We start from the raw sequence: 13,302 nt of genomic DNA on the forward strand, positions 1-13,302 counted from the left end.
CGCCGTCGTCGGCCCGCCGCACGTCGTCGTGCTCACCCGGACACCGTCTCCTTTCCGTCGCCCCGCTCCGGGGGGACCACGCCCTCCTGCCGAGGCCCAACGGCCCGCCCGGCTCCCCGGCCCGCCCCGCCCAGCCGGCGGCGCACGGCGGCCAGCAGCGGCCGGACGTCCCGCCGGTCGGTCAGGTACACGACGGCGATGAACACGATGCCGACCACGGCTGCGGACAGCATGCCCTGCACGAGTGCCGCCGGTGCCGTCGGGGTGCCGTCGCCGGCCCCGGCCAGCGCCCGGGCGACGCCCGCCCCGGCGAGCGCGCCGAGGGCCCCGCCGAGCAGCCCGGCCACCCCGGCGCGGGCCCCGCCGGCCAGCGCGACGTGCCCGGCCGCGCGGCGCACCGCGAGCAGCAGCAGGACGCCGAGCAGCAGCATCCCGGCCGAGTTGGCCAGGGTCACCGCGAGCACCCGGTCGTCGCGGGGCAGCAGCGCCGCGAGCGGGGCGACGGCCAGCGGCACGGCGAGCCAGCCGACGCTGATCGCGGCGGTGGCCGGCCGGGTGTCGCCCCGGGCGTACAGGGCCCGGGAGAGCACCGCGAACAGCCCGTAGCCGAGCAGGCCCGGGGCGAAGCCGGCGATCCCGGCGGCGACCGGGGCGGGGTCGTCCGGGTAGAAGAACGCGGCGACCGGCGCTGCGGTGCCGGCCAGCGCCGCCGCGCCGAGGCAGCTGAACAGGAACACCCCACGGGTGGTCGAGGCGAGGGTGCGCCGGTACGCCTCCTCGTCGCCGGCTGCCGACGCCGCCGCCAGGGTCGGGTACGCGGCGACCGCGAGGGGCACGGCCAGCACCGCCCAGGGCAGCAGGTACATCGTCTGGGCCAGGTTGAACACCTGCGGCGAGCCGGTGGGGCCGCCCGAGACGCTCTTGATGATCACCGCGAGGGCGAGTTGCTGGGCGGTGACGGTTACCGCCCCGGCCACCGCGAGGCCGCCGACCCGGGCCCGGGTGTCGGCGTCGAACGCGTACCCGGGGCGCAGCCGCAGGCCCAACCTGCGCAGTGGGATCAGCAGCGACAACGACAGCACCACCACGCCGAGGGTGGTGCCGCCGGACAGCGCCAGCTCACCGGCCCGGCTCACCCCGGCGATCGTGGCCCCCCGTCCCTCGGTGCCCCCGAAGGCCAGGTACACCACGATCACGGTGAGGCTGGACAGCAGCGGGGCGATGACCGGCCAGGCGAACCGGCGGTGCGCCTGGAGCACCCCGGTGAGCACGATGCCGATGCCGTAGAGCGGCAACTGGGGGGCGAAGACCCGCAGCATCCGGGCGCCTGCGGCCAGCTCCGTCGGGCTGCGGCCGGAGCTGATCGCCTCGACGATCGGGCCGGCCAGCAGCGCGACCGCCGCGGCCAGCGGCACCAGCAGGGTCACCGTCCAGGTCAGCAGGGCCCCGGTTGTCGCGCCCACCGCCCGCCGGTCCCCCGCCGCGACCGGGCCGGCCAGCAGCGGTACGACCAGGCTGGCCAGCGCCCCACCGGCCACGATCTCGAAGATGATGTTCGGCACGGTGTTCGCGATCACGTACATGCCGCCGAGGTCGCTGCGCTCCATCACCAAGGTGAACGCGGCCGTGCGGCCGAAGCCGGCGAGCCGACTGACCACGGTGAGCACGGCGATCAGCGCGGCCGCTCCGGCCACCCGGCCGGCGCCGGCGAGGGGTGCCGGAGTCTTCACCTCAGTCGGTGCGCCGACCCAGTGCGTCCAGCTCGCGCAGGCCCGGCGTGGCCTGGATGACCTGGGTGAAGCTGACCTTCTCGCTGGCCGCGGTGAGCCCGGCGAGCACCGCGAGCGCGCCGGCCCGGCCGAGCGGCCCGGTGCGGGCCGCGAGGGCCACCCCGAGCAGCGCGCCGAGCGCATTGGCCCCGCCGTCGCCGATCATCACCTGCTCGTCGAGGTCGTCGCTGAGCAGGCCGGCGGCGGCGCCCACCGCACCGGCGGCGATCCCGCCGTGCGGCCCGCGCGCCAGCGGCGCGCCGAGCAGCAGGCCGGACTTCAGTGCCCGCCCCGGCCGCAGGTCGAGCAGGTTGAGCAGGTTGGCGGTGCCGGCGATCACCCCGGCGCCGAGCAGCACGTCGACGGTGCGACCGACCGCGCCGTGGCGCTGCCGGCGGGGATGGGCGGCGACGGTGGGGTCGACGGCGAGCAGCGCGGCGGCGCCGAGACCGGCCGCGCCCACTCCGACGATCTTGACGAGGCCGGCGGTGACCCGCCCCTCCCGCAGCGCGGCGAGGTGCCCGGCGAAGCCCTTGGCGGCCTTCTGCTCCGGCCGGGCGCCCACCATGTCGTCGTAGACGCCGACCGCTCCCCCGCCCACGCCGGCCACCAGCGCGGCGGCGCCCGCGGGCCCGCTGGGCGCGCCGAGCGCACCGGCCGCGGCGGCGCCGGCGGCGAGCGCCGGGCCGGCGGCCAGGGTGAGGGTGCGGCCCCGGAAGTTGGTGCGTTCCAGGGCCGGGGCGACCGGCGAGGTGCGCACCTCGCGCAGCGCGTACCGGGCGGCGGCGGCGCCGGCCCCGGCGATCAGCAGGCGGCCCAAAAGGCTCACGCAATCACCCCGTTCAGGACGCCGCCGACGTGGCGGGCGGGATCGGACAGCCGGGTACGTCGTTCGCTCACTGGGGCATTCTAGGCACCAGTGCGGTGGCGTTGTCGCCCACGCCGTACTGGCCGGCCTTCTTCTCGACGACCTGCTGCGCCAGCGCCAGGCTGGTGACCAGTTGCCCCTGCGTGGTGTTGGCGTCGTCGACGGTGGAGATGGTCTGCGACAGCACCGGGTCGCCCCGGACCACCGACACCACGTTCCCGCCCTCCGAGCCGGTGCCGGCCACCACGATCGCGCCGGCCCGGTCGAACTGCTCGGCGACCTTGACCACCGACTCGTCCTTCTTCGCCGAGTCCTTGTCCACGTACGGCTGCCCGCTGACCAGCACCACCGCCTCGGCCGGCCCGGTCACCTTCTCGTCGGTCGTCAGGTAACCGGTCTTGGTGTACGACGCCAGCACCGCCCTGCGGTCGGCCTCGGTGACGGGGGTGCCGCCGACCCGGTCCAGCAGGACGCTGGCCAGCAGGGCGCTGGAGGTCTCCACGCCGTGACCGTTGCCGGGCAGGCCGGAGGCGGGGGCGCTGGGTCGGGCGGCGGTGACGGCCAGTTCCATCAGGTTGCTGTTGTTGTCCGGGTTGATGAACTTGTCCTGGAGGTCGACCTGGCCGGTGACGGTGGCCCCGGCGGTCCGGAGCATCTTCTGCACGCCCTCGGCGTGCTCCCGCCCGTTGGGCAGGGTGAGCACCAGGGCCCGGCGACCGGTGAGCTTGCCCGACAGCACCACCTGGGCGATCTCGGCGGCGAACTGCTGCTCCACCTCCAGTTCCTTCTGCATGCTGTTGACCATCTGGCGCCTCTGCTGGTTGTCCTTGCTCAGCTCGTTCACGCGCTCCTTGAGCGAGTCGGCCACCGGGCCGTTGAGGGCGGCCGTGCCGACCACCAGGCCGATGGCCAACGCCAGGAAGACCGCGGTCAGGGACACCACGTGGTAGCGAAAGTTGATCACGCTTGCAGCCTCTTGATCGGTCGGGAGCTAGAAGAGCTGGCCGAGCTGGAACACGAAATTGTTCCACCATTCGCTGACCACGCCCAGATATGCCTTGCCGACGGTGGAGACCGCCACGGCGGAGGCCATCGCCGCCACCGCCGCGAGCACCAGCAGCAGCAGGGAGGAGCCGGAGATGCTCTGCCGGTAGAGCCGGCTGACGCCCTTGGCGTCCACCAGCTTCCCGCCGACCTTGAGCCGGGTGAGGAACGTCGAGGCCATCCCGCCCCGGCCCTTGTCGAGGAACTCGACCAGGGTGGCGTGCGTGCCGACCGCCACCAGCAGCGAGGCGCCCTTCTCGTCGGCCAGCAGCATCGCCAGGTCCTCGCTGGTCGCCGCCGCCGGGAAGGTGATCGCCGGGACGCCCAGCCCGTTGACCCGGGGCAACCCCGGCGCCCGCCCGTCCGGGTACGCGTGCACGACCACCTCGGCGCCGCAGCGCAGCACGTCGTCGGTGACCGAGTCCATGTCCCCGATGATCATGTCGGGGGTGTAGCCCGCCTCCACCAGCGCGTCCGCCCCGCCGTCCACGCCGATCAGCACCGGCTTGAACTCCCGGATGTACGGGCGCAGCACGTCCAGGTCGTCCTTGTAGTCGTAGCCGCGCACCACGATCAGACAGTGCCGGCCCTGAATCTGGGTCTGGATCTCCGGCACGCCGACGCCGTCGAGGAGCAGGTCGCGTTCCTGCCTGAGGTAGTCCATGGTGTTGGCGGCGAACGCCTCCAACTGCACCGACAACCCCTCCCGGGCGTCGGCCATCGCCTTGGCCACCGTCTCGGTGTCCTGGAGGGCGCCGTGCGCGACCGGCTCGCCGCCGACGTAGACGGTGTTGCCCTCGATCCGGACGGTGTCGCCCTCCCGGACCTGCTCGAAGATCCCCTCACCGAGGTCGTCCAGGAGCGGGATACCGCCGGCGACCAGCACCTCGGGGCCGAGATTCGGATACCGGCCGGAGACCGACGGTTTGGCGTTGAGCACGGCGGCGACCCCGACGGCGACCAGCGAATCGGCCGCCACCCGGTCCAGGTCGACGTGGTCGATGATCGCGATGTCGCCCGGGCGCAGCCGGCCGACCAGGCGTTTCGTCCGGCGATCGAGGCGCGCGGTGCCGAGGACTGTGTCCGGTTCCGCGCTCCGGTTCCGGCGCAACGTGGGTAGACGCATCGTGACCATCCTGGCATGTGAGGCAGGCATTTCTGTCGCGACATGCCTGGGCAGGGCCGCCTACCCAGGGAAGCACACCGCAGCGCACACTGGTGTGCCTGCGCTCACAATAGGCCGCGGTCAGGGCCGCCTTTCCCGAGCCGCGACGGCCAACAGCTCCTCCGCGTGGGCGATACCCAGATCCGAGTCCGGCAAACCCGCCAGCATCCGGGCCAGCTCGCGGGCCCGCGCGGTGTCCTCCACCACCCGCACCCCGCTGGTGGTCACCGCGCCCCCGGTGTCCTTCGCCACCACCAGGTGCCGGTCCGCGAACGCGGCCACCTGCGGCAGGTGGGTGACCACCAGCACCTGGTGGTTGCGGGCCAGCCGGGCCAGCCGACGGCCGATCTCCACCGCCGCCTGGCCACCGACGCCCGCGTCGACCTCGTCGAAGACCAGGGTGGGCGGGCCACCGGAACCGGCGAAGACCACCTCGATGGCGAGCATCACCCGGGACAGCTCACCGCCGGACGCGCCGCGCTGCAACGGCAGCGACGGTGCACCCGGATGGGCCAGCAGCCGCAGCTCCACCTCGTCACCGCCGTCCGGACCCACGCCGACCTCGACGCCGTTGACCGGCAGGCTCGGCTCCGACCTCCCCACCGACCGGGGCAGCACCGCCACCTCGATCCGGGCGTGCGGCATGGCCAGCCCGGCCAGCTCGACGGTGACCTGCTCGGCGAACCGGGCCGCCGCCTCCTGTCGGGATGTCGACACCCGCCCGGCCAGCTCGGCCACCTCACCGGCCAGCCGGGACGCCTCCCGGCCCAGCTCGTCAAGGAACTCGTCGGAGGTGCCCAGGTCGGAAAGCCGGACGCGGGCCCGCTCCGCCCAGGCGACCACCCCGTCGACGTCGTCGGCGTACTTGCGGGTCAGCCCCCGCAGCGCCGCCCGCCGCTCGTAGATGGTCTGCAACCGCGCCGGGTCGGCGTCCAGCGCCGCCAGGTACGCCGACAGCTCGGCGGAGACGTCGGCGACCAGGGTGGCCGCCTCCTCCAGCCGGGCCGCCAGGTCGCCCAGGGCCGCGTCGGTGCCGGCCTGCGCCTCCAGCGTGCGTCGGGCCAGCCCGAGCAGCGCCGTAACGTCCGGCGTCTCGTCGGTCGACTCGGCGCCGCCGGCCACGCACTGGTACGCCGTCTGCGCCGCCGTGCGCAGCCCCTCGGCGTGCTCCAGGCGCTGCGCCTCCGCCTTCAGCTCGTTGTCCTCACCCGGCTGTGGGTCGACCCGGCTGATCTCGTCCAGCCCCAGCCGGAGCAGGTCGGCCTCCTGGCTGCGGGCCCGGGCGTTGCGCCGCCGGTCGGCCAGGTCCTCGACCACCGTCCGCCACCGGGTGTACGCCTCTCGCAGCGCGTCTGTCAGCTTCTCGTGCTCCGGCCCGGCGAACCGGTCCAGCGCGGCCCGCTGCTCGGCCGGTCGCAGCAGGCGCAGTTGGTCGGACTGGCCGTGCACCGCCACCACCTGCTCGCCGACCTCGCCGAGCATCGCCACCGGCATGCTGCGCCCGCCCAGGTGCGCCCGGGAGCGCCCCTCCACGGTGACCGTCCGGCTCAGCAGCAGCGCGCCGTCGTCGTCGGGCTCGCCGCCGGCATCGATGACCCGGGCGTGCACGGCCGCCGCGACCCGGCCGACGAGGCGCAGCCGCCCCTCGACCAATGCCCGGCCCGGCTGGGCGCGCACCCGACCGGCGTCGGCCCGGCCACCGAAGAGCAGGCCGAGACCGGTCACCACCATCGTCTTGCCGGCACCGGTCTCGCCGGTGATGACGTTCATCCCGCCGGCCAACGGCAGCGTGGTGTCCTCGATGACGCCCAGTCCGGTGATGCGCAGCTCTTCCAGCACAGCACCCGACAGTAGACGCGGGCCCCGACAGTTGACCAGCCGGCGCGGCCGGGACGCCGCGCCGACCCGGGCGAACACCCGCCCCGGCGCCGCCACCGGCCCGCCGTCCAGCCTGCTGGTCACCGTCGGCGGGACGCCGGGGAGACCTGGCTCACCTGCGGTTGCCCCGCCAGCCGTGCACCGGCAGCCCGAACTTCGCCACCAACCGGTCGGTGAACGACCGGGCCCGCAGCCGCACCACACACACCGGCAGCGCGCCACGACGCACCGTGACCCGGGCGCCCGGCGGCAGGTCGTACACGCGCCGGCCGTCGCAGCAGAGCACCGCCAGGGTGGTGAACGGGTCCACCGTGATCGAGAACGTCGACGTCGGCGAGGTGACCAGGGGTCGGCTGAACAGCGCGTGCGCGCTGATCGGCACCAACAGCAGCGCCTCCACCTCCGGCCAGACCACCGGCCCGCCACCGGAGAACGCGTACGCGGTGGAGCCGGTCGGGGTCGCGCACACCACGCCGTCGCAGCCGTACCGCGACAGCGGCCGGCCGTCCACGTCGACGAGGAGCTCCAGCATCTGGGCCCGCTCGCCCTTCTCGACGCTGATCTCGTTGAGCGCCCAGGACTCGATCGTCGGGCCGCCGTCGAACTCCGCGGTCACGTCCAGGGTGAGCCGTTCGTCCACCGTGTAGTTGCGCTCGACCACGTCGCGCACCGCCACGTCGAGGTCGTCGATCTCCGCCTCGGCGAGGAAGCCGACCTTGCCGAGGTTGATGCCGAGCAGCGGCACCTTCGTCGGGCGGGCCAGCTCGGCTGCGCGCAGGAACGTGCCGTCCCCGCCGAGGGCGAAGACGATCTCCGCGCCCTCGGCGGCCTCGGGGCCGGTCACCGGCACCACGCCGGGCAGGTCCAGGTCCTCGGCCTCCTCGGCCACCACCCGCACCTCGAAGCCCGCGGCGATCAGGTCCGCCGCGACCGCCCGGGCGTGCTCGGTGCTGCGGCGCCGGCCCGTATGCGTCACGAGCAGCGCGGTACGACTCACCGGATCCGCCTTCCGTTCGCGACTGCGGGGCTCGCAAGCTCACTCCTCGCGCTCACCCGATCCGCCTTCCGTTCGCGACTGCGGGGCTCGCAAGCTCACTCCTCGCGCTCACCCGATCCGCCTTCCGTTCGCGACTGCGGGGCTCGCAAGCTCACTCCTCGCGCTCACCCTGCCACCTCCTCCGGGGCCGTTTCCGGCCCCTGCGGGGCCGCGTCCGGCGTGGTGCCGGACGGGGGCGGACCCTGCGGGCCGGCCGCCACGACGGCCCGCACCCGCTGCGGGTCGGCCGTCGACGCGCCCCGGCGTAACCATACGAAGAACTCGACGTTGCCGCTGGGCCCCGGCAGTGGGCTCGCGGTAACGTCCGCCAGCCCCAGGCCGAGCGTGGCTGCCGCCGCCGCCACATCGAGGACGGCCTCGGCGCGCAACGCCTCGTCGCGCACCACCCCGCCGGCGCCGACCCGTTCCCTGCCCACCTCGAACTGGGGCTTGACCATCAGCGCCAGGTCGCCGTCGAGCCGGGTGCAGGCGGCCAGCGCCGGCAGCACCAGCCGCAGCGAGATGAACGACAGGTCGGCCACCGTCAGGTCGGCCTGCCCGCCGATCACCTCCGGGGTCAGGGTGCGGACGTTGGTGCGTTCGAGGACGCGTACCCGGTCGTCGGTGCGCAGCGACCAGGCGAGCTGGCCGTACCCGACGTCCACGGCGACCACCTCGGCCGCGTCGGCGCGCAGCAGGACGTCGGTGAAGCCGCCGGTCGACGCGCCGGCGTCGAGGCAGCGGCGGCCGGCCACCCGCAGCCCGCCCGGGGCGAACGCGGCCAGCGCGCCGGCCAACTTGTGCCCGCCCCGGGAGACGTACTCCGAGACGGGGTCGGCACCGGTGACCAGCAGCGGGTCGGCGGGGTCGACCATCGCGGCGGCCTTGCGGGCCGGCACCCCGCGAAGCCGGACCCGCCCGGCCTCCACGAGCGCGGCGGCCTGCTCCCGGGAGCGGGCCAGCCCGCGGCGGACGAGTTCGGCGTCGAGCCGGGTGCGACGTGCCATGGGAAGGTTCTCCGGTCGGTCAGGCCTGGTCGATGGTGGCGAGCGTCTCGCGCAGCGTCTGGTACGCCGCCTCGTACTGCGGGATCTGGTCGGCCGGCGAGAGCCCCGCGGCGTTCGCCATCGCCTGGACGGCGGCGTCCACCGCCGGGTGCCGGACCGCCCCGTCGTCGTCGACGCCGACCAGGCTCGGCGGCGGACCCGGCCGGGGACCGGGCGGCGGGCCCGGCCGGAACGGCGCGCTCACCGCCCGCCTCGACCCGTCGCGGGTACGCTCACTTCGCGCCGCCGGGCTGCTGCCTGCGCGGCGCCGCCTTCACCGGCCGGGCCGGCTCCGCGCCGCCCTCGTCGGCACCGGTACGACTCACCGTGGCCGGCGGCTTGCGGGCGATGGTCTTCTTCGCGACGGCCTTCTTGGCCACCGCCTTCTTCGTCACGGATTGCGTCGCCAGCGCGTCCGGGGCTGCGGGGCCCGCAGGCTCCGCGGCGGCGGAGGGCAGGGGGGTCGGCTCCGCCGGGCCGGCCGGCAGGGCGGACCCGACGGGGGCGGCCGGGCCCGCCTTGGCCTCCCGGAGCTGACGCTCCAACTCGTGCACCCGGCGGGTCAGCTCGGCCACCTCGTCGGCGGCCGCCAGTCCCACCGCGCCGAGGGCGCGGTCCACCTCGAAGCGCACCAGTTTGGTCAGCGCCTCCCGGTTGGCCACACCGGTCGAGACCAGTTCCTCGGCGAGGGCCTGAAGCTGGGTGGCCGTCGCCTCACCGGAGCCGACCAACCGGCGTACGACGTCCTGGGCCTTCTTCCGGGGGGCCTCCGTCAGGCCCATGGCCAGTCCGAGGTAGGCGCGCCACGCGTCCTGCATGCCTGAATCCTTCCACGGGGGTGGGGTTTCAGGTGTCACGCTACCGGGCGCCGCGCGACGCCCATTACGGTACGGTGCCGGGAAACGGGCGTGGCGAGGTGTGAGGAGACGATGTGGCCAGCGTGGACGAGTGCCGGCAGGCGTTGCAGGATCTGGCCGCCCGGCTGGACCGCAACGCCGAGACCGTGCGGGGGCGGATCGACCTGGACCGGACTCTGGCCTGCCGGGTGACCGATCTGGGTACGGCCTTCCACGGCCGACTCGCCGACGGGCGGCTGCTCGACCTGACCGACGGCGACGACCCGAAGGCGAAGATCGCGCTGAGCACCAGCAGCGACAATCTGCTCGCCCTCGTCCGCGGCGAGCTCGACGTCACCCGGGCGGTGGCGTCCAAGCAGGTCTCGATCAAGGCGAACCCGTTCGACCTGCTGAAGCTCCGCAAGCTGCTCTGACTGCTCTGACAGCCGGGACGCCGGTCCCCGGATCAGTCCGTCAGGCCGAGGTCGGCCAACGCCTCGATGGCCTCCGGCGACCCCGCCCGGACCGCCGGGCCGGCGTCCGCCGCCCACGCGACGGCGCAGAGCGCGGCCAGGGCGTCCAGCGGCCGTCCCGCCCCGGTCAGTTCCAGCACGCCGTCGTCGGCCACGGTCGCCGACCAGCCACCGGTCTCCGGGTCGCCGGGCACCCGGACCACCGCCGCCGGGTCGAACAGCCCGGCCAGATCGACCGAGACGTACGTCGGGCGACGCGCCGGGGCGGCGGCCAGCAGCTCGGGCACATCGCTGACGCCGGTGAGCACCAGCAGGCTGTCCAGCCCGGCCCGGCGCGCGCCCTCGATGTCGGTGTCCAGCCGGTCGCCCACCACCAGGGTGCGCCCCTCGCCGGCCCGGCGGGCGGCGGTGGCGAACAGCGCCGGCTCGGGCTTGCCCACCACCACGTCCGGTTCCCGGTCGAGCGCAGTGCGCAGCACGGCCACCAGCGATCCGTTGCCCGGCAGCGGGCCACGCCCGCTGGGCAGGGTGCGGTCGGTGTTCGTGGCGATCCAGATCGCGCCCGCCCGCACCGCCAGCGACGCCTCGGCCAGGTCCGCCCAGCCGACCTGTGGGCCGTACCCCTGCACCACCGCAGCCGGGGCGTCGTCGGCGAGGGAGACCGGACGCAGCCCGACCGCGCCGACCTCGGCGCGCAGCGCCTCCGCGCCCACCACCAGGACCGCCGCACCGGCGGGCAGCCGCTCCGCCAGCAGTTCGGCGGAGGCGGCGGCGGAGGTCAGCACCTCCTCCGGGGTGGCGGGCACGCCCATCCCGGAGAGCAGGTCGGCGACCTCGCTGGAACGACGGGACGCGTTGTTCGTGGCGTACGCGACCGCCCGTCCCTCGGCGCGCAGCCGACCCACCGCCGCGACGGCGCCGGGGATCGGCCGGTCGATCAGGTAGATCACCCCGTCCAGGTCGAAGACGACCAGCGAGTACCCGTCGGCCAGCCGACCCCCGGCGTCCGTGGTCACCGCTGGTCCGTACCTGATTCGCGGTCGCCGGCCGGTTCCTCGCCACGCGTCGACCCGGGCCGGGCCGCAACGGTGCCGGCCTCGTCGTCGGTCAGCTCGTCCCCGGCCAGGTCAGCGGCGCTCCGCCCGGCGTCCTCGCCTTCGTCGGCGTCGTCGTCTTCGTCGGCGCGGTCGGCGGCGTCCGAAGAGTCGAGGTCCTCATCCCGGTCGTCGGCACCGAGGGCGTCCTCGTCGTCCGACCGGCCGGCGACCGGCTCAGCCGGCACCGCGCCCGGGCTTCCCGGCCCGGCAGCGATCTCCTCGGCCGGCTCCTCGTCCTCGTCGTCGCCCTCGATCAGCACCCCGTCGAGTTCGAGCAGCCGCTCGGCCGCGTCGGTCTCGCCGTCGGTGTCGACCTCGGCCGCCCGGGAGAACCATTCCCGGGCCTCCTCGCGCCGCCCGACCGCGAGCAGCGCGTCGGCGTACGCGTACCGGAGCCGACCGGCCCACGGGTCGGTCGCCTCGCTCGTCAGCTCACGAACCTGGAGCATCGCCACCGCGGCGTCCTTCTGGCCGAGGTCACCACGGGCGCCGGCGGCCACGATCAGCAGCTCGATCGCGACGGCCTGGCCCAGCTTCTCCTGGTCGGCGCCCCGGAACAGGTCGATCGCCCGTTCCGGCCGCCCGAGCGCCCGCTCGCAGTCGGCGAGCACCGCCAGGTGGCTCTGCAACCCGGTCATCCGGTGATACGTGCGCAGCTCGGCGATGGCCGTCTGCCACTCCCCCGTGTGGTACGCGGCCAACCCGACCGCCTCCCGGACCGCCGAGATCCGCGACGCGAGCCGCCGGGCGGCCATCGCGTGCGCCAGCGCCTCGACCGGAGCCTCGTCGATCAGCTGGCCGGTCGCGACCAGGTGCCGGGCGACGGTGTCCGCCACCGGCTTGGCCAGCGAGAGCAGCTCGGCGCGGACGGTCGAGTCCAGGTCGGTCGCGACGATCTCGTCGGGCAGCGCGGGCGCGTCCGTCGTACGGTCACCCTCCGCCGATCCGGCGCGGTCCCGCCGGTCGTCGCGGGCGGGGCCGGCGGTGTAACCACCTTCCCGGCGCCGGTCCTCAGGACCACGGCGGTCGTCGCGGCGCGGACGATCGCCCTGACTGGCCCGGTCGCCACCACCAAAGCCACCCTCACGGGAGCCGGACCGGAAGCCGCCCTCACGACGGTCACCACCACGGAAGCCACCCTCACGCGACGGACCACCCTCACGCGGACCAGAACGGAAACCGCCCTCACGCGAGCCGCCCTCACGCGGACCGGAACGGAAACCGCCTTCACGACGGTCGCCGCCCTGGTACCCGCCCTCACGACGGTCACCACCACGGAAACCACCGTCACGCGACGGACCGCCCTCACGCGGACCGGAGCGGAAGCCGCCCTCACGCGAGCCGCCCTCACGCGGACCGGACCGGAAGCCGCCTTCACGGTCGCCACCGCGGAAGCCGCCCTCACGTCGGTCGCCGCCCTGGAACCCGCCCTGCCGGCCATCCCCGTCACGACGGAAACCACCCTCACGCGGACCCGACCGGAAGCCACCCTCGCGACGGTCACCACCGGATCCACCCTCACGCGGACCGGAACGGAAGCCGCCCTCACGCGAGCCGCCCTCACGCGGACCGGAGCGGAAACCGCCTTCACGACGGTCGCCGCCCTGGTACCCGCCCTCACGACGGTCACCACCACGGAAACCACCGTCACGCGACGGACCACCCTCACGCGGACCGGAACGGAAACCGCCCTCACGCGAGCCACCCTCACGCGGACCGGAACGGAAACCGCCCTCACGCGAGCCACCCTCACGCGGACCGGACCGGAAACCGCCCTCACGCGAGCCACCCTCACGCGGACCGGACCGGAAGCCGCCTTCACGGTCGCCACCGCGGAAGCCGCCCTCACGTCGGTCGCCGCCCTGGAACCCGCCCTGCCGGCCATCCCCGTCACGACGGAAACCACCCTCACGCGGACCCGACCGGAAGCCACCCTCGCGACGGTCACCACCGGATCCACCCTCACGCGGACCGGAGCGGAAACCGCCTTCACGACGGTCGCCGCCCTGGTACCCGCCCTCACGACGGTCACCACCACGGAAACCACCGTCACGCGACGGACCACCCTCACGCGGACCAGAACGGAAACC

13 protein-coding genes are annotated in these 13,302 nt (G+C 74.8%); 2 read left to right on the plus strand and 11 right to left on the minus strand.

Annotated features, from left to right (window positions below; all coding sequences use genetic code 11):
• Nucleotides 1-32: 32 nt before the first annotated feature.
• The 9 genes from murJ to ACH4T9_RS19265 all read right to left on the minus strand — a co-directional run bounded on the left by murJ (nucleotide 33) and on the right by ACH4T9_RS19265 (nucleotide 9,624).
• A complete protein-coding gene (murJ, locus tag ACH4T9_RS19225) occupies nucleotides 33-1,730 on the minus strand; it encodes a murein biosynthesis integral membrane protein MurJ (RefSeq protein ID WP_396672098.1) in 1,698 nt (565 codons plus the stop codon).
• 1 nt (nucleotide 1,731) lies between these two features.
• Nucleotides 1,732-2,598, minus strand: coding sequence for a hypothetical protein (locus tag ACH4T9_RS19230; RefSeq protein ID WP_396672097.1), 867 nt, complete (start codon nucleotides 2,596-2,598; stop codon nucleotides 1,732-1,734).
• Between the two features lie 67 nt (nucleotides 2,599-2,665).
• The gene (locus tag ACH4T9_RS19235; RefSeq protein ID WP_396672096.1) at nucleotides 2,666-3,601 is read right to left on the minus strand and encodes a copper transporter; all 936 of its coding nucleotides are present in this window, start codon (nucleotides 3,599-3,601) and stop codon (nucleotides 2,666-2,668) included.
• 27 nt (nucleotides 3,602-3,628) lie between these two features.
• Nucleotides 3,629-4,807 carry a putative cytokinetic ring protein SteA gene (gene steA / locus ACH4T9_RS19240; protein WP_387025875.1) on the minus strand — a complete coding sequence of 393 codons (1,179 nt, stop codon included), beginning with the start codon at nucleotides 4,805-4,807 and terminating at the stop codon, nucleotides 3,629-3,631.
• Nucleotides 4,808-4,927: 120 nt separating this feature from the next.
• Nucleotides 4,928-6,685, minus strand: coding sequence for a DNA repair protein RecN (gene recN / locus ACH4T9_RS19245; RefSeq protein ID WP_396672544.1), 1,758 nt, complete (start codon nucleotides 6,683-6,685; stop codon nucleotides 4,928-4,930).
• A gap of 151 nt (nucleotides 6,686-6,836) precedes the next feature.
• On the minus strand, nucleotides 6,837-7,721 hold the full coding sequence (locus ACH4T9_RS19250; protein ID WP_396672095.1) for an NAD kinase: 885 nt from the start codon (nucleotides 7,719-7,721) through the stop codon (nucleotides 6,837-6,839).
• A gap of 164 nt (nucleotides 7,722-7,885) precedes the next feature.
• Complete coding sequence (locus ACH4T9_RS19255) at nucleotides 7,886-8,767, minus strand: TlyA family RNA methyltransferase (RefSeq protein ID WP_396672094.1); 882 nt, start codon at nucleotides 8,765-8,767, stop codon at nucleotides 7,886-7,888.
• Between the two features lie 19 nt (nucleotides 8,768-8,786).
• Nucleotides 8,787-9,011: a hypothetical protein gene (locus ACH4T9_RS19260; protein WP_396672093.1), complete on the minus strand. Its 225-nt coding sequence runs from the start codon at nucleotides 9,009-9,011 to the stop codon at nucleotides 8,787-8,789.
• 28 nt (nucleotides 9,012-9,039) lie between these two features.
• Nucleotides 9,040-9,624: a phasin family protein gene (locus ACH4T9_RS19265; protein WP_396672092.1), complete on the minus strand. Its 585-nt coding sequence runs from the start codon at nucleotides 9,622-9,624 to the stop codon at nucleotides 9,040-9,042.
• Nucleotides 9,625-9,737: 113 nt separating this feature from the next.
• Between ACH4T9_RS19265 and ACH4T9_RS19270 the strand changes: the two genes are divergently transcribed.
• Nucleotides 9,738-10,076: an SCP2 sterol-binding domain-containing protein gene (locus ACH4T9_RS19270; protein ID WP_396672091.1), complete on the plus strand. Its 339-nt coding sequence runs from the start codon at nucleotides 9,738-9,740 to the stop codon at nucleotides 10,074-10,076.
• A gap of 32 nt (nucleotides 10,077-10,108) precedes the next feature.
• Here ACH4T9_RS19270 and ACH4T9_RS19275 read toward each other — a convergent pair whose 3' ends face one another.
• Both ACH4T9_RS19275 and ACH4T9_RS19280 read right to left on the minus strand, forming a co-directional pair.
• The gene (locus tag ACH4T9_RS19275; RefSeq protein ID WP_396672090.1) at nucleotides 10,109-11,131 is read right to left on the minus strand and encodes an HAD-IIA family hydrolase; all 1,023 of its coding nucleotides are present in this window, start codon (nucleotides 11,129-11,131) and stop codon (nucleotides 10,109-10,111) included.
• Nucleotides 11,128-12,048: a tetratricopeptide repeat protein gene (locus ACH4T9_RS19280; RefSeq protein ID WP_396672089.1), complete on the minus strand. Its 921-nt coding sequence runs from the start codon at nucleotides 12,046-12,048 to the stop codon at nucleotides 11,128-11,130. The genes ACH4T9_RS19275 and ACH4T9_RS19280 overlap by 4 nt, the downstream gene beginning before the upstream one ends.
• Between ACH4T9_RS19280 and ACH4T9_RS19285 the strand changes: the two genes are divergently transcribed.
• Nucleotides 12,025-13,302, plus strand: a 1,278-nt coding sequence (locus tag ACH4T9_RS19285; protein WP_396686845.1) for a hypothetical protein, incomplete at its 3' end; no start/stop codon positions are given. The two genes, ACH4T9_RS19280 and ACH4T9_RS19285, sit on opposite strands and share 24 nt — an antisense overlap.

Origin of the sequence: Micromonospora sp. NPDC020750 (assembly GCF_044334565.1) — a bacterium.
Lineage (GTDB): Bacteria > Actinomycetota > Actinomycetes > Mycobacteriales > Micromonosporaceae > Micromonospora.